Source organism: Streptomyces sp. NPDC042002 (genome assembly GCF_055588305.1).
Map to the genome: position 1 here is coordinate 151,455 of NZ_JBVJCT010000020.1, position 20,921 is coordinate 172,375.

At 69.0% G+C, this 20,921-nt stretch carries 9 protein-coding genes and 3 pseudogenes; 9 read left to right on the forward strand and 3 right to left on the reverse strand.

The genetic code is table 11. The features are described 5' to 3' along the window. Positions 1-113: 113 nt before the first annotated feature. The 5 genes and pseudogenes from ACZ6KY_RS26870 to ACZ6KY_RS26890 form a co-directional block, all read left to right on the forward strand. Positions 114-449: a hypothetical protein gene (locus ACZ6KY_RS26870; RefSeq protein ID WP_469312852.1), complete on the forward strand. Its 336-nt coding sequence runs from the start codon at positions 114-116 to the stop codon at positions 447-449. Between the two features lie 9 nt (positions 450-458). Next, a pseudogene (locus tag ACZ6KY_RS26875) lies at positions 459-1,333 on the forward strand (IS5 family transposase). Positions 1,334-1,415: 82 nt separating this feature from the next. Beyond that, positions 1,416-1,982 (forward strand): DUF4291 domain-containing protein, encoded by a 567-nt coding sequence (locus ACZ6KY_RS26880; protein ID WP_469312853.1) that lies wholly within the window; start codon positions 1,416-1,418, stop codon positions 1,980-1,982. Positions 1,983-2,597: 615 nt separating this feature from the next. Continuing rightward, entirely contained in the window at positions 2,598-2,777 is a 180-nt protein-coding gene (locus ACZ6KY_RS26885) for a hypothetical protein (RefSeq protein ID WP_469312854.1), read from the forward strand. Positions 2,778-2,970: 193 nt separating this feature from the next. Continuing rightward, positions 2,971-4,305, forward strand: a pseudogene (locus ACZ6KY_RS26890) (helix-turn-helix domain-containing protein); the annotation flags it as partial. Between the two features lie 183 nt (positions 4,306-4,488). Here ACZ6KY_RS26890 and ACZ6KY_RS26895 read toward each other — a convergent pair. Next, positions 4,489-4,822 (reverse strand): annotated as a pseudogene (locus tag ACZ6KY_RS26895) (transcriptional regulator). A gap of 169 nt (positions 4,823-4,991) precedes the next feature. Between ACZ6KY_RS26895 and ACZ6KY_RS26900 the strand changes: the two are divergent. After that, positions 4,992-5,915: a DUF4238 domain-containing protein gene (locus tag ACZ6KY_RS26900; RefSeq protein ID WP_469312855.1), complete on the forward strand. Its 924-nt coding sequence runs from the start codon at positions 4,992-4,994 to the stop codon at positions 5,913-5,915. A 304-nt stretch (positions 5,916-6,219) separates the two neighbouring features. Further along, positions 6,220-10,284, forward strand: a complete 4,065-nt coding sequence (locus ACZ6KY_RS26905; protein ID WP_469312856.1) for a hypothetical protein — start codon at positions 6,220-6,222, stop codon at positions 10,282-10,284. Positions 10,285-10,559: 275 nt separating this feature from the next. Here ACZ6KY_RS26905 and ACZ6KY_RS26910 read toward each other — a convergent pair whose 3' ends face one another. Then, positions 10,560-13,388, reverse strand: a complete 2,829-nt coding sequence (locus tag ACZ6KY_RS26910; RefSeq protein WP_469312857.1) for a dsDNA nuclease domain-containing protein — start codon at positions 13,386-13,388, stop codon at positions 10,560-10,562. A gap of 396 nt (positions 13,389-13,784) precedes the next feature. Here ACZ6KY_RS26910 and ACZ6KY_RS26915 point away from each other — a divergent pair, with 396 nt between their 5' ends. Continuing rightward, complete coding sequence (locus ACZ6KY_RS26915; protein WP_469312858.1) at positions 13,785-14,678, forward strand: endopeptidase; 894 nt, start codon at positions 13,785-13,787, stop codon at positions 14,676-14,678. After that, on the forward strand, positions 14,675-19,117 hold the full coding sequence (locus ACZ6KY_RS26920) for an AAA family ATPase (protein ID WP_469312859.1): 4,443 nt from the start codon (positions 14,675-14,677) through the stop codon (positions 19,115-19,117). The genes ACZ6KY_RS26915 and ACZ6KY_RS26920 overlap by 4 nt, the downstream gene beginning before the upstream one ends. Before the next feature lie 296 nt (positions 19,118-19,413). On the opposite strand, the gene ACZ6KY_RS26925 is transcribed toward ACZ6KY_RS26920, so the two are convergent. Beyond that, positions 19,414-20,631, reverse strand: a complete 1,218-nt coding sequence (locus ACZ6KY_RS26925) for a hypothetical protein (RefSeq protein WP_469312860.1) — start codon at positions 20,629-20,631, stop codon at positions 19,414-19,416. Positions 20,632-20,921: the final 290 nt, after the last annotated feature.

Genomic DNA, 20,921 nt, shown 5'->3' on the forward strand with positions numbered 1-20,921 from the left:
CCGGACCATCCCCTCAGCACCCACACGGCCGAGGTGGAAGCACTCTGCCTTCTGAAGTCCGACGAGGAGGCGGCCCTCATCACTTTCGCCGACGTCCTGGCCCGCGCGGAGCGGTGCTTCGGACGCGGGCCCCGCAGACACTGCAAGCAGCCTCGAACCACGCGGCGGTCCGCGCCGCCGTTGAGGATCCGGAAGTCATCCTCGCTGTTTTCCAGAACCTGGCCGAGCAGATGGGCTGTGTTCTGGGGGACGAGCGCCCCGACACGCTTCGGGTCCGGATGAACCTCGTCATCGCTACGCTGGATACGCGACGCGTTCGGGCCGCCCGGCGTCTTTGCAAACGGACCGTGGGATCGCTCAGGAAGGTGCTGGGCGACGATCCCCCGGAGACCGTCGCGGGCTCGGATCTCCTAGGGCCTGTATCGAAAGTGGATCTTGAGGTGAGATGATCTTGCTTTGTGGCACGTGGTGATCTGACCGATGCGCAGTGGGCCCGCCTGGAGTCGCTGTTGCCGGCGGGCAAGAAGCCGGGGCGCCCGCCGGTGTGGACCCGGCGGCAGCTGATCGACGGCATACGGTGGCGGACCCGAACCGGGACGCCGTGGCGGGATGTGCCGGAGCGGTACGGCCCCTGGGGGCGGGTGTACGACTTGTTCCGGCGCTGGCAGCGGAACGGCGCCTGGCAGCGGATCTTCGCTGACCTGCAGGCCCAGGCTTAGGCGAAGCAACTGATCACCTGGGAGATCAACGTCGACTCCACCGTCTGCCGGGCCCACCAGCACGCCGCCGGAGCCAGGAAAAGGGGGATCTTCAGAAGGAGCCGCCCGGCGGCCTCACGTCCGAGCTTGAGGACCACGGGCTCGGACGCTCGCGCGGTGGCCTGACCACCAAGCTGCACCTGGCCGTTGAACAGGGCCAGAAACCCATGTCTATCGTAATCACGGCCGGGCAGCGCGGGGACTCTCCTCAGTTCGAGCCCGTACTGAAGAAGATCCGGGTGCATCGGCTGGGGCCCGGTAGGCCCCGCACCCGGCCGGACCGGGTGCGGGCCGACAAAGCGTATGCCTCCCGCAAGAACCGTGCCTACCTGCGGCGTCGGGGTATCCGCTGCACCATCCCGGACAAGGCTGACCATGTCCGCAACCGCAAGAGACTCGGCTCCCGCGGCGGCCGTCCGCCGAAGTTCGACAAGACCGACTGTCGCGAGCGCCACGCGGTGGAGTGCGGGATCAACCGCCTCAAGAGGCACCGCGCGGTGGCCACCCGGTACGAGAAACTCGCCGTCCGCTACGAAGCGACCGTCCTCGTCGCGGCCATCAACGAGTGGCTGTGACCAGCACTTTCGCAACCGGCTGCGCGGCCAGTGCGAGAAAACGGCTCGCGAGACTCATGGGACGGATGGCAGGGTGCGTTGCGTGGCGCCCCAGCATCAGATTCGTGCCGACTACGACGCTCGCACAATCGTGGTCTACCAGGCGTACACGCCTGCCATCGCCGACGCGGCACTGCGGGCTGGCCGCTTCGTTACGCCGTTCTCATTCCGCAGGATGACGTGGATCAAGCCGTCGTTCATGTGGCTGATGCACCGCAGCAACTGGACCCGCAAACCTGGTCAGGAGCGCGTTCTCGCGGTGCGGATAACGCGGGAGGGCTGGGAGGAAGCCCTGTCCCAGGCCGTGCTCACGACCGCAGACCCAGCGGCCGTCGCTGAGGCGGCCGTGCATGTCCAGTGGGACCCGGAGCGCTCGCCGCGCGGGGCGGCGCTTAACCACTACAGCATCCAGGTCGGCATTGGCCGCCATCTGATTCGTACATTCACCGACGACTGGATTGTGAGTCTCACCGACCTCACCCCGCAGGTCCGCAAGGCTGCTTCCCTGATACAGGCTGGGCATGCCGCAAAAGCCCAGCGGCTGTTCCCCGCAGAGCGCGCCTACCCGCTGCCTCGGGCACTGGAAAACCGCCTTTCCTCAGGTGGGTGACTGCCGACCGCCACGGAGCCGGGGTACACCGCACCGATTGACACCAGACGCCGATGAATCGGTTCTTGCCAGCACTTTCGATACACGCCTTAGTTCCGCGCCACGGCGGGGCCGCGCGCGGGCCAGGCCGACAACCTGCCCGGCTGCCGCTGGCGGGCGATCTTGGGAGGGGGCCGTGACCGGGTGGGTGGGGAGCGGGGTTGACCGGTGTATGCACCTGACTCGACGTCTACTCACCGCGGCGGCCGCCGTCACCGTCGCCCTCGCGACCGCTCTGTCCTTTGCTCCGTCGACTGCTGCGGCTGCCACACCGTGCACGTCGACATGGCGGGCTGTTCAGAAGGCGGCGGTGCGTATGCTGGCGTGGAACGAGGGACCGGTCGCGACGACGCGTTCGCCGATCGTGCGGTACCTACACCGGGGTGAGCGGGTGCGGTCGTGCACCGTCGCGGTTGGCCGCGGCTCCTGGTCGCAGTACCGCGAGTGCGGCGGCGGGCGCCTGTGGCGGGTTGTTCCCGGAGGCCAGGTGCCGTCCGGGTGCCTGCGCCGCGCATGACCGGCAAGATGCGCCAGACACAGCGGGATTGAGAGCAGGATCAGGGGCTTGCACTCATCTTGGCCATTCTGCTCCTGACCGGCAGCGTGCTGCCGATGTTCTGCTGGATCGGCCCGCTCACCACGTTCGCCGCCGTGGCCGTCTTCGTCGTCACCGCCTACGCCGCACCCGGCCTCGACTGCCGCCTGGCCCTGCGCCGCGCTCTTCGCCGACTGCTGCGCGGCATGCCCGGTCCGTGACGTATGGCGCACCTGGCACGGGACGTCTGGGAACGCGGAAGGGCCGCCCATGATGTCGGCAAGGTCCCTTCCGAGAAGGCGAAACCGGCGGGGTGCTCCTGTCTCCCTCCCGTACATTCTTCGTACGCAATCCGTACGCGTATTGCACGCTATTTGTACGGTAGAGGGTAGGGTGTTGGTCTGGAGGTGTTGCATGTCTGAGTTGTTCGATGCGGTGGATGCGTTGGTTGCGTCCCGTTCGTCGTTGCCGCCTGCGGCGGAGCGTAAACGGCTGCGTACCGCGCACGGTCTGACGTTGGATGAGGTTGCTACGGCGTTGCAGGTGCGCCGGGCGACGGTGTCGGGTTGGGAGTCGTTGACGAAGCCGACCGAGCCGCGTGGTCCGGAGCGTGAGGCGTATGCGCGGATGTTGCGGCAGCTTGCTGAGCTCTACCCAGCCCCGGAGGAGCCGGCCACCCCGGCACCCATTGCGGTCACTGGTACGCCCGCCCCGGCGCAAGCGCATCCTGTGTCCACCGATCCGGCACCCGAGGTTGCGGCCAGGACCGCAACCGAAGACGCTCAGACCCCTGCTGCCCCCGTCGCCGCTACTCCAGAGGCCGTGCCGCGTCCGTCGCATACCGCCGGGCCGTCATCGACGTCGCCTCGTTCGGGCACACAGAAGGCGGCCCCGGCCGGCAGTTCGACTGACGTTGCCGACCCGCGGTTCGAGAACGGGCCGCTGGCGGTCGTCGACGTCGAGGACGGGCAGGTGCTGGCGTACTGCACTGGCGGCCTGATCCTGGACGTGCCCGCCAAGTCCCTGCCGTCCCTGGTGGACTGGACCCTGAAAGAGGCGAAGCTCGGTCAGCCGAAGCTCTCCGGTCCGGGCAAGGACGGCGACCCGCTGCTCGTCCTCACCGAAGCCGCACTGGAGCGCTATGGCCTGCCCGTCACCCTCGCCGACGACGAGCGCCTCGCGGGACGGATCCCGGAGAACCACAAGGTCATCAAGCAGTTGGTGCGCGCGGAGTGGAAGCTGACCAAGCGCGGTTTCGGGCCGTGGGCGCGGATCTACCGCCCCGCTCACGGTTCACAGCGAGCGTGCGTGCAGCTGTGCATTCCGTCGTGGCACGCCCTGGACGCCAGGCACTGGGGCGAGGCCGGGCAGTTGGCGCCGGCCGAACTCGCCCGCGTCCTGGGCGCGTTCGCGTCCCGGGTGATGACGCCGCGCGGATCGGCTGCGGTGACCGGTCTGGAGCTGATGACGGCGCTGCACCCGGCGACCCGGGCCTCGACACCCGATGCTGCCGGTCAGCGGCATTCCGAGCACAATCCCGGCAGCCTGGGCAAGGACCCGGTCGACCCGGCGCCGTGCGAGGCCCCCGACGGGCACCCGCTCCTCAAGGACCTGCCGCGCTTCCACGTGAGGGGACCTGCGGAGAAGCTGTTCGAGGAGGCGTACGACTGGGCGCGGCCGATGACGGATGCCGAGTGCACCCTGCGGCATCTGGTCGGCATCGACGTGAACATGGCCTTCGCCGCCGGTGTGAGGTCGCACCGTTGTTGCGGTGACCACATGCCGTTGACCTGCGGTGCCGCAGATGGATTGCGGCGGGTTCTGGCCCCTGCTCGGGCTGTTTGACCTGTGGTCCTGCAGGTTGGGTGAGACTGCCGCAGTTGCGGTGAGAACGCCTATTGCGGGGTGCTGGGGGAGTGTGCCGAAAGATGATCATGGTCGCAGCTCGGGAAATGCCTTCTCCCAGACGTCCTTGATGGCCCTGCTGATGAGCTTGTGGAGTACTGGCCAAAGTTCAAGCAGGATGTCCCGGTTGAGGAAGCGGGGCAGGTCGTCACGCATGTCTTCGGCGAGGACGGTTCTGCACAGGCTCATGCGCTGGCGTGGCAGGTCCAGATCGAGGACGGCGCAGTCCGGACCACGCGTTGTGCAGCGGCAGCTCGACCAACCCGTGCTCGGGTCCAGCCAGCTCGTCGAGGCGGGAGGGCAGACGTTGTTTGTATCTCGCTCGCAGCAACGATGCGATGGAGATGGGGTCGTCGTGCACACCAAGGGGCCGACATCCGGGAAGCCACACGGCGGCGGACACCGTCTCCTGACGTGGGCCCGTGGATGCGAGGCCGGTCCGTGCCGTGCCGTGGAAGCTGGCGAGGCGGGCACCCCGCTGACCACCACCGAGGCCCGGGGTGTCGGTGGAGCTGGGCACAATGGCGCGCATGGCACCCAAACCGCACTACCTGCCCGCGGCCTTGATCGGCGGCTTCGGCGAGTCCGAGGCCAGCCGGGCGACGGGCCTCCGGCACGCAAAGGTGTGCGTGCGGCGGCGGCAGGAGCCGGAGAAGGTGTTTGGGCCTTTGAAGGCGGAAAACATCGCCTACCAGTACGGGCTCTACGACGTGGACGCCCCGAGCAGTGAGCTGCCCGCTGATTTCGCGGAGACCATCTGGCAGGCGTACGAGGGAGCTCTTCCCGCTGCGATCCGCGCGCTTGAACAGGGCACGGTCACCCGGGACGACTGGAAGACCATCCTGTCGCACGTGCAGGCGCAGTCCATCCGCCACCCCGATTACGACCGTGTCGCCGTCACCTACATCCAGGAAGAGGGCACGCCCGCCCCGGCCCGTGATCATGTGCAACGCCAGCGGCAGATCACGTTCCGCGAGACACGACGGTGGATGGCCAACGCACGCTTCGCACTCATCCGGCGTGGCACGGCCGCGCCGCGGTTTGTTCTGAACGACAAGGGCTACATCCCCATGCACGACACCTTGCTCGACCTCAAGGGCGTGCTCTTCCCGCTCTCCGCAGAGATCGCCGTGCTGATGGTGGTGGGCGCCGCGCGGCCAGCCGACGACTATGAGGCTGGCCCGCTGACCGAGCGCATCCTCAACCTCAAGGGTATGGAGATCGTGAACCAGGTCGCCTGGACGGTCAGCGAGATCACCTGCGTGATGGGCCACCCCGACGACGCCGACTACCTGCTGCAGCTCCCCGAGACTGGACCCACGGTTCGCCTTCCCCGACTCGGCCCCTACGGCGGCAACCGAGAACCGGGCTTCTTCCACTGGGCGTTGGCCGGTTTCGGCGTACCGTTTCCTCGGAAAGACCAGGACTTCCGGTGGGGTGCCCGGACTCGTTAAGGCAGAGGTTCTGCCGCGGACCTTCATGATCAGCTAGTGGGCGTTGCCGGCCTTGCCGGCTGCGGGTTCGCGCTCTGCGACCCCGCACGGCGGCTTCCTGTCGATGGCCAACCAGCGTCGTCACCGGCGATGTCAGTGCGGGCTTCTACGCTGTGGACCTGTGACGACAGCATCATTGTCCGGAGCGGTCTACCCATGGGCACGTCAGACGGTGCCGCTGGGGGAGTGGGTACCAGGCCGAGACCGGAGCAGCGCGCCTGGTGCGGAAGGAGACCACGGCCGGCGACTGGAGGAGCTGCGGGACGTGCCGGTGCTCGCCCTGTTCGGCGAGCGGGGTGCGGGCAAGTCAGTGGCGCTTGTGCAGGAGCACCAGGCGCTGGAGGCTGCGCGAGCCATGACGCGGTGGGTGAACCTGGGACGGCACCAGACAGAGTCCCAGGTCCGGACAGCTCTGGCTGCCACGTCCGCTGCCTGGGAAGCGGGGGAGTGGTGGGTGTTCCTGGACAGTGTCGACGAGGGCTTGAACGTCCTGCCTGCCCTGGGCGGCCTGATCGCCGACTGGATCGACTCGCTCACCGTGGACCAACGAAGCAATCTGAGGCTGCGTTTCAGCTGCCGCACAGGACGCTGGCCTGACGTCCTGCAAGACACACTCACCAGGCACTGGCGGTCGCCGCTTCAGGTGCGGCATATGATCCTGGCCCCGCTCAGCGCCCATGATGTCGCCGTAGCTGCCGAAGACTACGGTCTCGATGCTGACGCCTTCTGCACCGTGTTGCGCGAGCGGAACCTGACGCAGTTGTCCAAGACTCCCGTCACTCTCCTGCATTTGCTCGAATATCAGCGTGTCCACGGGACCTTGCCGACCACTGCGGCAGATGCCTACAGGCAGGCGTGTGTGCTCTTCTGTTCCGAGACCCGGCGCCCGGCCGACATCCGTGAACTGCGTGCTCAGCCCACAGGGGAGCGTCTGCTCCCGGTTGCCGCCCGCGTTGCTGCGGCGATGCAGTTCGGCGCGCACAACGTGCTCAGCGATGACTCCCACCAGCCCCCCAGCCGCGGGGAGATCACGCTGGCCGAGTTGGAAGGCGGACATGAGCCCGGCCTGCTGGACGGCCAGGTCGCGTGCACGACCGACGAACTGCGGCGGCTGACCGAGTCCCATCTGTTCGATCCGGTCGGCCTGCTGCAGTGGACCTTCGGGCACCGTAGCTACCAGGAATTCCTGGCAGCCCACTACTTGCACGCCCACCAGCTCGACCCGCGCGCCCAGGACGGATTGCTGTGGGTCGGGGACGGGGCAGCGCGGCACATCTACCCGGCCCACCGAGAAGTGGCCGCCTGGCGCAGCGGCACCGACAGCACGCTCTTCGAAGACCTCCTACGCGACGATCCGCTGGTGCTGCTCCTGGCCGACCTGCCTGCGCGGCCGCCCGCCGACCGGGCCCGAGTCGTCGAAGCCATCTTCAGCCTGGTCCAGCAAGACGACACGATCGACATCGACCACACCACGCTGCACCGCCTCGAACACCCCGGACTGCCACAGCAACTCCTGTCTCGCCTGCGACCAGACGCGGACACGCTGGTGGTGTACACGGCGCTGCAAGTGGCCCGATTCTGTCCTCATCCGGGGCTGACAGATGCCCTGCTGCAGGTCGCCGGGACTACCAGCCTGCCCGAGGAACTACGCGCCCTTGCCCTACGGGCCATCGCCGACTTCCGTCCCGCGGATGCCCCGACAGTGGAACGGGTCAGACAAGTGGCGGCCCACGACCCCTCACCGGAAGTCGTCGCAGCCGCTCTCTACCGATTGTGGCCCAGCTATCTGTCCCTGCGAGAACTGCTCGACCTCTTTCATGATCCGGCCGCCGACTACTACGGCCGCGCGTGGGTGCTGCGCTCGGAAATCCCCGCCCAGCTGACCGCGGCCCAGACCGCCGAGGCTCTGCTGTGGGCCCGCGACACGATTCAGCAGCCACTACTGGGGCGCAGCATCGTCCTGGCCACCAGCCTGATCAGCCGCGCGGTCACCCTGGCCGGTGCCGATGGACTTCCTGGACTGCCTCATCCCGAGACCGTCATCGGAGAGGCGCTCCTCGCGCTGGCCAACCACAGCGATCTGCTCTACAGCCTTGAAGGCCGGACCGAACACGAGGCCTTGGGCGACGCCTTGCGCGCCCAGCACAGTCTGCGCCGCACTCTGACACGCCACCTGCTCACCCATCTCGGCGAGCAGGACTTCCTCCGCGCCTGGAGCGCGGTGCCACGTGGAGGCCTGACCACCTACGACGACGCGTTCTACTGGATGGAGCACTGGGACCACCTCACCGACGTGCCATCCGCACTGGCCCGGCTGGTCGTATCCATCACCCCACCGACCGATCCCGATCTGCAAGCCCGGGTAGAAGCAGCCTGCCGCGCCCATCCCACCCTCCGGCAGATCACCGAGCGTTGGGCCCCGGCCTCCGACCCAGAACCCCGCCAGGACGCCGACACCGCTCTCGACGAGAGCCGCCTCTACAGCGAGACACGGCTACGCGAAGCACTTGCCGCCGTCCACACCGCCACCCCGGCGACCATCCGCCATGCCTGGGGCACCGTCATTGACCAGACCAGATGCACCCGCGACGGAGCCGAGCCTCCTCGCCTGGGGGAGGAGCCACTGCTCCTGTGGGCCCGTCACGCCCCGTCCCGACCGGAGCAGGGCAGCGACCTCGATGTGCGGCTGAGGGCCGCCGCCCGGCAGGTACTGACGACCGTCCCGCCTCTGCCAGCGCACCTGTTGGCTTACGGTGCACGCGCCAATCCGCGCCTGATGCTGGAGCTCAGCGCTCTTGCCGTACTGAATGCATCCGACGAACTCCCCTCGGCTGCCCCCGCTCACTGGGCCGGCTGGGCTCTCGCCCTCGCCACCACACACGCTTACACCTCTGCCGCCGAAACCATCCGGGACGCCCTCCTGCCTGTCTGCGCTGAACAAGCCGGCCCTTCGCTGGTCGATCTGCTGGGCGAAGTGCTCCGCGATACCCACACGGACGCCGCCACCACGCACGACCTGGCCCGCCGCCTCAGTGCCCACGCGCAGGAAGACGTCGTCGACGCTCTCACCGTCTGGGCCGACCACCCCGACCGCGGGATCGAGCACTGGCAGAGCGTCACCAGCGCCCTGGTCTTCACCGACCATGCCAGCGCCCCCGGCCGCCTGCAGGCGGCCCTCGACCTCGACCCATCGAGCCCCGACACGACCCCCGAGCTCCTGGCCCGATGGCTCACGGCAGCGCAGATCCTGCTGTACTCGGCGGCACTGCCGAACCTGTGGCCGCTCGTACATAAACGTCTGAACAACGAGGTGCTCGCCCGGGCCTACATCGACCAACTCGGCCAGCGCCCCGTCAGCCACTACACGCAGCCGCACCAGCTGGCTGGCCTGACCGAGGAAGCCCTCGCCGAGCTGTACCTCGCGCTCGCCCGACATATGGCAGCGGAAGCTCTGGACCCGCCCTTGCGCTCCGGGTGGATCGGCGAGGACCACCTCGGTGAGCTGATCCGATCCATTCCACCGCTCCTCCAGGCCAAGAACACGCCGCAAGCCGCCCATCAGCTGCGCCGTCTGGCCTCCCAGACAGGGCTGCGGCGCCTACGACTCCTCGCCCGGCAGACCGCCACCACAGCCGCGCAATCCCTACACGCCCCGGTAACGCCCCCTCAGCTCAGGACACTTGCCGAATCGAGCCAACGTCGCTGGGTCACTGACGAAGGGCATCTCCTGGCGCTCGTGCTGGAGGCTCTCGGCCGCTTCCAACATGCTCTGCGTCGCCCCAACGGCCTGAGTATCGCCCTGTGGAACCGCTCGGAGTCCTCCGCGGCCCAAGCCGAGTGGTGGCCCTGCTGGGAGGAAGACCTCAGCGACATCCTTGCCACGTTCCTCCTGCAGGACATCGGCGGCTACCGTGTGGTCGTCAATCGTGAAGTCCAGCTCGACCGCCCGGGTCTGTCCGGCCGCCGCACCGACATCCAGATCGAGGTCCCAGCCCCGCCAGGCAGCGGACACGACCCGGTCAGACTGGTGATCGAGTGCAAAGGCTGCTGGAACAGCACGCTGCCCACAGCCTTGGAACACCAACTCGTCGACCGCTACCTGAACACCCCTCGCACGGCAGGCATCCTGCTGACCGGCTACTTCGACTGCGACCGCTGGACGGCTACCAAGCGGCGATCCTGCCCCGCAACCCATCACACGCTCGCGTTCATTGACCAACACCAGCAACAACAGGCCCATACACAGCAAGCCCTCAAGGGTGTCCCCGTCGCAGCCTTCACCCTCGACTGCACCCTGCCTCCGCCGCCATCGCAAGGTCGGCAGGCGTGAATCGCAGCGACGAGCTGGGCGGCCATAGCGCCAATCCGGGTCCGTGCCCCGTAGGAGATAGAGAAAGGAACACGATGAGGGCACGCTTGATCACCATGACGAGCACGGGCTCTTCAGAAGGCAACTGCCCGACCGGCTGCGGGCGACCCCCGTTGGGCAGCGGCCCAGGGCCCACGTCGCAGCGTCCGACGGGCAGAGCTGGGATCCCAGGTGCCCCCTCGTCCGTCTATTGATCATATTGAGCCGGACGCGGCGTTCGCGGAACTGGCGAGATGTCAGAGGCTGGTTGAGAGCTCGTCGATGATCTGCTGGCCGCGCGGGTCGCCCAGATCGGCCAATGCCTGGGCGGCGCCCTTGCACCAGTCGAGCCAGTCCGGGTCGCCCCGGTAGTCCTCGATCAATCTGTGCAGCGAGTGAACTGCCGCGTCAAGGTCCAGGGGTGCGAGGCGGTTCGCCGCGTCGAGGCGGTCGTCGAAATGGATGTCCGCTCTGGCGAGGTGCTCCAGGGCGGGGCGGGCGCGCTCGTCCCCGGCAGACAGGAGTACTTCAGCGGCTCGTACCCGGACGGAGTCGTACAGGTGGGAGTCGCGGACGAGCCGGTGGCAGGCGTCTGTCCCGCGGGCCGGGTCCAGCTCCAGCAAGGAGCGGGCTGCCAGGAGGCGGTCGCTGAAGTCCGGGCTGTGTGGGTCCTCGTTGAACTCCTCGTCCAGGAGCCGGTCGTCCACCAGTGTCTCGAGCGCGGTGGTGCCCTCCTGGAGGTCCAGTTCCGCCAGCACGCTCGCCGCCCAGACGCGTGAGGTGGCGTCGCTGTCGGGATCTGCGCTCGCTGTTGCCATGGCCTGTGCGGCCGTCTGGACCAGTGGCTTCCACGTGTCGGCGAGCAGGGTGCCCAGGGACAGCTGGGTGGCGATCAGCAGGCACCCGCGGATGTTGTCGGGCACCGCCAGCGCCCTGAGGGAAGTGGCGGGGTCGGTGGGCGGGGCGGTTCCGGGGTCGATGAGGAAGCCGATGTAGGAGGCGGAGTCCAGCGGTGCACCCCACGGGGTCGTCCCCCAGCCCTCCTCCCAGGGGTCGAGCAGCCGATCGAGCTCACGGGCATGGGCAGAAGGAGTGCGCGCGAGGTGGCGGGCAGCGCAGTACTCCTGAAGGGTCTGGTGGAGGAAGGCGAAACCGTCCCCGGAGCGAGTGAGCAGCCCGCTGCGCCCCAGGACCGAGGCCAGGAAACCGTTCCAGTCGTCCTCCGGCACGGCGCGGGGGCGCCGCGCGCTGTCCAGGGAGGCCAGCGCGCCGACCCAGGACGTCAGACTGCCGCTGCGGTGGCCATACGCCAGGCTGTCGATCGTGTCCGGCAGTTGATCGAGCAGGTCATGGGCCCGTGACACGGCCGTGGGGCCGAAACGCGCAAGGGCAGCTTCGGCCTGGCTCCGCACCCCCGACAGGCCCCTGCCGCTCATCCGGCGGTGCAGCAGGTCGGTGAATCTCGCATACAGAGCTCCCCGGGTGGCTGGCAGCGACTGCCCGGGATCTGCGGCATACAGCTGGCACAGCATCGTCGCCATGAGCGGAGTACGGGCGAAACCGGTCAGGTGCGCGTCGTCCAGCACGCGGACGAAGCGGCCCGCCGCCTCCTGGGAGCCGGGCACACCCAAGCCGTCCAGGACGCGCTGGGCCGCGCTGGACAGTTCGCTGCGGGAGAAGGGCACCAACTGGTAGCGGGGCACGTCGTGGCCCAGGGCTCGGAGGTCCTTCCCGGGAAGCGGCCGGGTGGCCACGACGAACCGGTACAGGGGGTCGGGCCCGGCGGCGAAGTTTGCCAGGGTGCGCAGGAGGTTCTGCCGGTCGTCCCGGTCGGTGATCTCATCGAGTCCGTCGACCAGCACGAGCCAGCAGGCGCCCGGGGCAGGCCTGCTGAGGAAGAGCTCGTCGGACAGCGTCCGCTGCAGTGCGAAAGCGGCCAGTTGTGTGGTTGCCGCTGCAGCCAGAGCATTTGGCAGGGGAGAGCCGAGCAGCGCTGTGGCCGGCACGGTCACCCCGAGCAGTTGCTGGTCCTCGCGGGCCAGCCAGCGTTCGGCCGAGTCGGCCTGCACAGCGCGCAGGAGGCTGGACTTCCCGCCGCCCGGGCCGGCAAGCACCAGGCACACGGGTGCGCGTCCCAAGAGCGCGGAGGCGTCGGCAACATCGCCGGGAGACTGATCTGCCGGACTGTCGTGCTGTCGCCCGTTCTCCGAGGCGACCCGGTGCAGGCGCTGCGGCACGTAGACGGAACTCAGCGACGGCACGGCCGCCTGCCCGGCCTCGGGATAGGGATGCGTCTGTGCTGCGAGCCGGCTCGCGCGCACGTAGTCGGCCAGGTCCGGGCGGGTCAGACGCAGCGCGACGTCGCGGAGCTTCTGCGGCGTCAGGCGCTTGCGCAGGACCGGCTCCGGTACATCGGGCTGTGTCACCAGCGCCTGCCAGCGCGGTCCCAGGCTCCCGCCCATCGCGAGCCTGACCCGGTTGAGGAGATCCGCGTGCAGCACCTCGACTTCCCCGACCCGTAGATGCGGGGCCAAGGCGAAGAGCACATCGCGGTTGCGGCGCTCCAGCTCGTAACGGTCCGGCAGTTCCTCGATGCGTACCAACCGCAGGAACTCCGCAGTCTCGGCAGGGTCCGCATCGAGGTACTTGGCGATCCTGCCCAGCCGCTTCGTGCTGTCGCCTCCCCGTCCCTGTGCGACAGCACGCACATCCGCCTCGGAGCTCAGCGGACCCTCCACGCCGACCGTTAGGAGGTACGGCAGGTCCTTGTGCTCCCACAGGGCCCGATGGGTGCGTAGAAGGCTTGTCAGAGCCTTGCTCCGGAGCACCTTGGACAAGGTCCAACTATCCTGCTTCTCCCGGGACTTGATTTGCTGGAAATCCCACAGCGCCACGCCGTCTGACACTGTGCCGCCGGCCCGGGCGACCAGGACATCCTCGAAATGCTCGCACGTCACGTGGACCACTCCGGCACCCGCCAGCATCTCCAACACCCCACGGAGCGTGGCCTGTGCCTGGTAGGTGAAACGCTCCTCGGTCGCCGAGCCCGTGTCGTCAGGCGCCGGAAGACGGCCTGGATCCTGCATCCCCCGATGATCCTCTCTGTGGGCCGGTCCCCTCCGGCCGCAGCATAGTGACAACCCGTCACGCGGGTGCAGGACGCGCGACCGGCGCCAGACGACGACCGGCACCGGCTGGAGCGCAGACCGGTGGCCGGGGAGCGCCACCGCGCAGCTGGGAACATCGACTACGGCGGCTACGGCCGCAGTTCGGGAATGCCTCCTCCCGGACGTCCTTGACGGCCCTGCCGATGAGCCTGTGGAGCACCGGCCACAGCTCAAGCAGGATGCCCTTGTTGAGGAAGCGGCACAGGTCGTGCTGTGTTTTCCGTGTGAGAGGGATTGGTGCTCCGGTTGGGATGCGGCCGCACCCGTAGAGTGTCCTCCCAGCACGGCAGGTCAAGGGGACAGGGCGGGTAGCGGGTGGGGCAGCAGCATGTGCTTGGGGTGCACGGGATCGGGCAGGGCAAGACATCACAGCGTGAGCTGACCAAGAGTTGGCGCGATGCCCTCGACCGCGGTGTGAAACTGCTCCACAACGCTGCGATGCCCACGGCGGAGAGCGCGCTCGCTCCGGTGCTGAAGGTGCCGCACTGGTCGGCCCTCCTGGCTGATGACGGGGGCGGGCTGAGCACGCAGACGGCATTCCCTGACGACGCGACACCGTTCACCGCGGACGAGGAGGCTTTCATCGTCCAGGCGCTGGACGACCTGCTCACCTCGCAGGAACGCGACTACGCCGCGCAGGTCGACCCCACGACCCTCGGGCTGGTCAAGGTGCCGCCGAGCATCACCCGGCGTGCGATCGCCTACGACCGGCGCAAGCCCGGCGGCCGGGCCAGCAAGATCATTCTTTCCCTGCGCGAGGTTCACACCTATCTGACCGAACCGGACCTGGCCGACCAGGTCCGCCAATACGTCCTGGAGAGCGCCGACGCGCGCACCACGGTCCTGATCGGCCACTCGTTGGGCAGCGTGATCGCCTACGACCTCCTCCGTCGCGAGGAGATCGCCGCGCCCGGCACGGCGGGTGCGGCCGTGCACACCTTCGTCACCTGTGGCTCCCCCCTGGCCATCCCCACCGTCCAGCGGGGCATGGGGATCACCGGCGGGCGGCTGGCGCAGATCGCACCCCGTCTTCGGTGGATCAATGTGTTCGACCCGGACGACGCCGTCACCGGCGCCGCGGGCCTGGCCCTGGCGACGAATCAGGTCAGGGACGCCGAGGTCGACAACGGCCGCCTCGATCCGCATGCCGCCGTCAAGTACCTGCGCACCCTTCCCGTCGCCCGCGCCGTCACCGCCACCTGGTCATGACCGACGAGCACGCCCCCGCCACCTCCGAGCGCCGCCTCGTCGTGATCGCCGTCAGCGACTACGACGACGGCACCCCGGCCAAACGCAGGGCCTTCCGCGAGGGGATCGACGCCCAGGTCGCCGTCGTCGAGGACTGGTGGAACAGCTCTCGCCTGGACGACCAGCGCCGCTTCACTCCCTCCCACCCGCCCAAACCACTGCAAAGCGTCCATGACCTGAGAACGTTCCTCATCGACGAGAACCTCATGGACGCACTCGACGACGAAGCCCTCGTCATCTACCTCACCGGCCACGGCCTGGCCCCTGCGGGACCCCAGCACTTCCTCCGTCTGCCCGACACCCACACCGACCGGCCCCTGGGCACCGCATTCCCCACGGCCGAACTCATCGCTGCGGCCCTCGACTCTCCGGCCGAACATGTGCTGGTCATGGTCGACTCCTGCTTCTCCGGCCGCCTTGCCGAAGAGCTCGACCGCACTCTCAAGGCTCTGCATCCCGACCGGCATGCCCTGAGCTCGCTGGTCGTCCTGGCCGCAGGCAACGAAGACAGCACACCCCGCCTGCGCGCCTTCACCTCCGCCCTGGCGGCCGTTCACGCGCACTGTGCCGACGAAGCCAACGGCTACGCCCGCTCCCACCTGAGCTGGGAAGACTTCCACACCATCCTGGACACGGTGTGGGATCCGGCGCAGATGGCCGACCTCCATGTCCTGTGGCCGCCTCGCAGTGTCAGCCGTCGTCTCGCCGCCCGTGAGCTGAGCCCCTGTCTGCCCAACCCCGGCCACACCGACACCGCCCTGCTGGAGGACGCCCGCAGTCAACTGGGATGGACACGGCCCGACGTCGACGACTACTGGATCACCAGGGCCAGCGGTCAGATGTCCGGCGATGCGGGCTGGTACTTCACCGGCCGCACCGCACTCGTCACCCGCATGAACGCCTTCCTCGCCGGCGGCGACAGCACGCTCATCGTCACCGGGCAGGCCGGCTCCGGCAAAAGCGCGCTGCTGGCCCGCCTGGTCACCCTCAGCGACCCGCGTTTCTGCGACAACCCCATCTACCGCCCCTACCTGGAGGCGATCCCAGAAGAACTGCGGGTGCCCATCGGCGCCATCGACGCCGCGGTGCTGGCCCGCAACACCGACCCGCAAGAACTGTCCGCCGCGCTCTACCGGGCACTCACCGGCCAGCCCGTGCCGACCGGCGCAGACGCCTCCGAGCTGCTGCGCGGCCATGCCCGCACCACCCTGGCCCGCACCGGCCGACCGCTCACCGTGGTCGTCGACGGCATCGACGAAGCGAAGACCCCCCGCCGCATCATCACCGACGTCCTGGGCCCCCTGGCCGCCCTGCGCAGCGACGGCCGGAACACGGTCCGGCTCATCCTCGGCATCCGCAGCTCACCACCCCCCTCCCGCCACACCCTGTCGGTCAAGGACACGCACGCCGAACGGGGCCTCCTCGACCTGCTCCGACAGGCCACCCACACAACCGCCCCACTGCGCACCGACGATGACAGTGCACAAGAGGACATCGCCGCCTACACCGCAGCCCTGCTGCACGCCGAACCCGCCACAGGATCCCGGCTGGTCCACCGCAGCAACCAGCCCATTGCCGCCGTAGCCGCCGCCATCGCACAAGAAGTCACCCCTTCCTTCCTGGACGCCCGGCTGGCCGCCCAGCAACTGCACGCCCGCACCTTCCTGCCCGCGCCGTCCGACGCCCCATGGCGCCGCCAACTGCGCGAGGGAACCCAGGAACTGCTGCGACAGGACCTCGCGGACGTCGCCCAGCACACCCGCACCAGGCCCGAGGACCTCCTGGCCGTCCTGCGCGCCACGGCGTTCGCACTGGGCGCCGGACTGCCCTGGGCGACCGTGTGGCCGGCCGCCGTCCGCGGCCTCGAACCCGGCTGCGACACCCCGGAAGCGACGATCCGGCTGGTGCGCAACAGCCGCCTCACCGGATACCTGACGACCGCCGTCGAAGACGGCCGAACCGTCTACCGGCCCATCCACGAACGCGTCAGCGAAACCCTGCGCACCGCCCCCCAGACCCTGCTCATCGAGCAGACCCTGCCCGGTTTCTACGACACCCCTGACACCGGCAGCGCCCAGGTACACGCCCATCTGACCCAGGCCTTTGCCCGCCTGCTCGCCGCCGCCCCCCAGCAGCCGCCGCATCCCTACCTGCGCCGTCACCTGATCGCCCACGCCGAGGCGGGCGGTGTCCTCGACGACGCGCACATCCCCGCATCGTTCCTGCCCTTCGAAACCCACGGCCGCATCCGCGGCGCCCTGGGACTTCCCGTCACCGCTCAGACAGACACCCGGCGCCTGGCCGCCTGGTCCCGCATCGAGCCGTTCCTGGCCGACGCCCCGTCTGCCGCCCGGGCCGACAGCCTGGCACTGGCCGAACAGGCCGACAGCGCTCAACCCGTGCCGCGCCCCGGCACCCTGCCCCGGCCGCCGTCACTGGTACCCCGCTGGAACCGGCTCCGCCTGCCCAACAACATCCTCGCGGGCACCCCCAGCGGCGTCTGCCAGCTCGTCACCTTCCGCAGCGCGGACCAATCGACCATCGTGGCCGCCGGTCACGTCGACGGCTCCGTCACCATGTGGGATGCCCGCACCGGAGTCCCCTTCGGCGCACCCTTCACCAACCTCGGACCCTATGTCCGCGCCATGACCGTCCTGAGCACACGCCGGAGGAAAACCGCCCCGCTCCTTGTGGTGGGCAGCGATGCCGGCCTGTGGCGGTGCGACCCGGAGACCGGACGCATCTGGAGCCTGCTGGACGGTCGCATCAGAGCCATCGCATCCTTCACCGGACCGGACCGGGACACCGTGCTGGCCGTTGCGACGCCGCAGGGCGTGCTCACGATGGACCCCTACACCGGAGCCATCGTGCGCGAACGCCCTCGCACGCTTGAACGCCGTCCCGCCACCGTCCACGCCCTGGAGACCATCACCCTGCCCGACGGCCAGACGCTGCTGGCCATCGGAGAAGACGGCTCACACATCCCGCTGCTGGACGCGCACACCCTCGAGAGCGCCGGCCAACTGCCCGGCATGGGCATGGGCACCTCGGCGCTGCAGGCATTCACCGACCGGCACGGCCAGCCTCGTCTGGCGATCGCCTCCCGTTCCGGCAAAGGCGTGCGGATCTTCGACCCCGTCACCAGACGACCACAACCCCATGCCCCCATCCGCCGGTCAGTGGCCTCGATGGCCCACTTCCCCGACCTCGCCTACGGCGGGCTGCTGGTCCTCGGCAGCGGTGTCGACGGAAGCATCACCCTGGTCGACCCCAACGACGGAGAACTGCTCTACACACTGCCCGCCGAACACACCAAGGCCATCCGCGGCCTGGCCGTCCTGCGGGTGGGCAGGGAACCAATCGTCGTGTCCGGTTCCATGGACGGAACCATCCGGCTCTGGGATCCCGCCCGCGACGACGCCCACGACAACTGGAGTGCCGACCAGCACGCAGACCATGTCGCCCTCCTCCCGCAACAGACCGGCCCGCCCCGCCTCATCACCGGCTACGACGCGAACACCCTCACAGAGCTCTCTCCCACAACCGGGCGCACGACGTCCTACCCGCACGACGGCCCCGACCGACCCGGCCACCACATCACAGCCCTGGCCGCCCCGGAGAACGCCTCCCGTCACCGTCCCACGCCCCTTGCCGTCGGCTACAGCGACGGAAGCCTTCGCATTCTCACCGAAGAAGGCGACCACCATGTCCTGCAGACACCGTTCGACCCCACCCGTCGCAGCCATGCACGCACCTTGCTGTTCCTGCCGACCGCGCCGTCCCAACCCCCTGTCCTGGCCGCGGGGTTCAGCAACTCCTGTCTCGTCTACTACACCTTCGACGATGAGTACGCCCCAGACTGGGACACACTGCACACCGACGGCGCCATCCGTGCCCTGGCCGCAGCACCCGCCGGCGAATCACCCCTGCTGGCGGTGGCCACCCGCACCGTCCGCCTGCTGTACCCCGGCCAACCGGCCCATGCCCGCCTGCCCCAGCGCATCGGCAGCGCGCACAGCCTGGCCTTCATCACACTCCCCGCCGCACCAGACCCGTTCCTTGCAACCGGCGGCGCCGACGGCGTCATCAGACTGTGGAACCCCGCCGCACCGCGCAGGGAAGCCCTGCCTGTTCTGCAAGGCCACCGAGGGAAAGTGACCGCCCTGACCGTCCTGCACCACCCGGCCCACTCCCAGCCCCTGCTGCTCAGCGCCAGCACGGACGACACCACCATCCGGGCATGGGAATGCCAGACCGGCGAAGAGATACTGCGGCTGATCACCGCAGCCCCCATCACTGCACTCGCGGTGCTCCCACCCGACACCCACGGCCAGGACAGCCAGCCAACCATCGTCTTCGGCAGCCCCCGAGGGATCGCCGCGTCGACCGTCCACCTCTGATCCCTCGTCCAACCAGAAGCCGACAGCCTGGCCCCAGCCCTGTGCCTCGTGAACGGGGAAGGCCCCGGATCGGGCAACGCGCCAGGCGAAGGCGATCATCAGCAGCCTCGGCGGCCTGCACCATATGTGTCTGCTGCCAGGCTGCGCACCAACCCCCTTTGCCCGCCGTGCAGATGCTCCGATGAGGCCTGCTGCTCGTGCAGCCACTGGCGGGTCTGCGCCTCGTCCGGTCTGCCGGGCCACCACACCCGAGGTGGACGCGGGCCGGCGCTGGACGAGTACGGAGGCGCTCTCGGTCAGTCGGTGGTCGCGCTCGTCGTCCACGCAGGCCAGATGGGTGTGTAGGAGGCGGGGGAGTCCATGTGGGCCGCGTCGTATGCGGAGACGGCTGCCGGAAAGCGGTGCACGGTGACGGACGGTTCCTCGGTGTCTCCGGTGACGCTGGTGGTGACTTGCCATGAGGTGACCGGCGACGCGGGGGGATCCGGCACCGGCAGCACCCGGGGAGACGGCGGTGGGGAGGACGGCTCCGGGAGCCTCAGCAGGCGGTAGAGGGTGGCGCGGAGCCGGGCGAGGGCATGCCCTGGTTCGACGAAGGCATGCTCCGCGGCCGCGGCGTATCGCTGGGGCGTGTGTTCACGTACGACGTCCTCCACCTGCTGGAGCAGGTCCCCGCGCGGGTCGAGGCGGGGCGCGAGGGCCGCCATGTCGTGAACGGCCGTCCCGGGCACTGCGTCACCGCCGAACGCGGCCAGCAGCAACGGCGTACCGGCTGCCGCGTCGTACAGCGTCACCGAACCGTGGTCGCCGATGAGGACATCCGCGGCGACGAGCGCGGGCCGCCAGGCATGGATGGGCGGCATCAGCAGCAGGCCCGCGTCCAGGGCGGCGGCCTGCAGGGTGTGGATCTGCCAGGCCCCGTGAGCCGACCAGACATTGGGGTGGATGATCGCGCCCACCCGGTAGTCGTCGTAGGGAAGCTGGGCGAGGAGACGCGCAAGAAGGTCCGGGCGACTTCCCAGAAGCGAGGTGCGTCCCCAGGTGGAACTGACCATGACCAGCCGCTGATGCTCCGCGATCCCCAGCGCGTCTCGGTATGCCTTCCTGCGCGGTCGGCTGCCGACCAGCTCGTCGAAACACGGGTCGCCGACCACCAGCGTGCGCCCGGCGGCCTTCGGGTGAGTGGCGAGCAACTGCTCTTCCTGCGTCGGATGCGAGACCGCCAGCCAGGCACGTCCCGTCTCCAGCAGAGTGTCGGACACGACCCCGGAGAGCCTGTCCGTCGAACTCCGTGAATCCGGCACGAACTTCTGAAAACCGACACCATGCGGCAGCACCAGCACCGGACAGTCACCTTCCGGCACATCGATGTTCTCGCTGGCGGAGAGGATGAGGTCGGGAGCGGCGTCCCCCAACTGCTCCCAGGGCATGACCCGGCATCCGGCAGCGTGGAGAAGGTCGAGGACGCCGGCATTGAAGGCGGACGTGGGGTCGTAGGCGAAGACGACAGTCACACGACTGTCACCGCGAAGAAGCGGCGGCAGCGTTTCGAGAACGCGCACGGTCGAGGTGACCGTACGGGCGGCGACGAGGGTACGTTCGCCGTGGAAGGTGCTCCAACGGTGGGCATCCCGCCCCACGGGCACGCGAAGCGGCTGGCTACCGAACAAGGAGGCCACCCCTAACAAACCCGTTCCTCCAGCCGGTCAGCGGCTCGCGGCTCGCGGCTCGCGGCTCGCGGCTCGCGGCTCGCGGCTCGCGGCTCGCGGCTCGCGGCTCGCGGCTCGCGGCTCGCGGCTCGCGG

Bases quoted from the DNA above. Each gene is read 5' to 3' on its own strand.
- ACZ6KY_RS26920 (WP_469312859.1), top strand. From the start codon at position 14,675: ATGACCGACGAGCACGCCCCCGCCACCTCCGAGCGCCGCCTCGTCGTG.
- ACZ6KY_RS26910 (WP_469312857.1), bottom strand. From the start codon at position 13,388: ATGCAGGATCCAGGCCGTCTTCCGGCGCCTGACGACACGGGCTCGGCG.
- ACZ6KY_RS26900 (WP_469312855.1), top strand. From the start codon at position 4,992: ATGGCACCCAAACCGCACTACCTGCCCGCGGCCTTGATCGGCGGCTTC.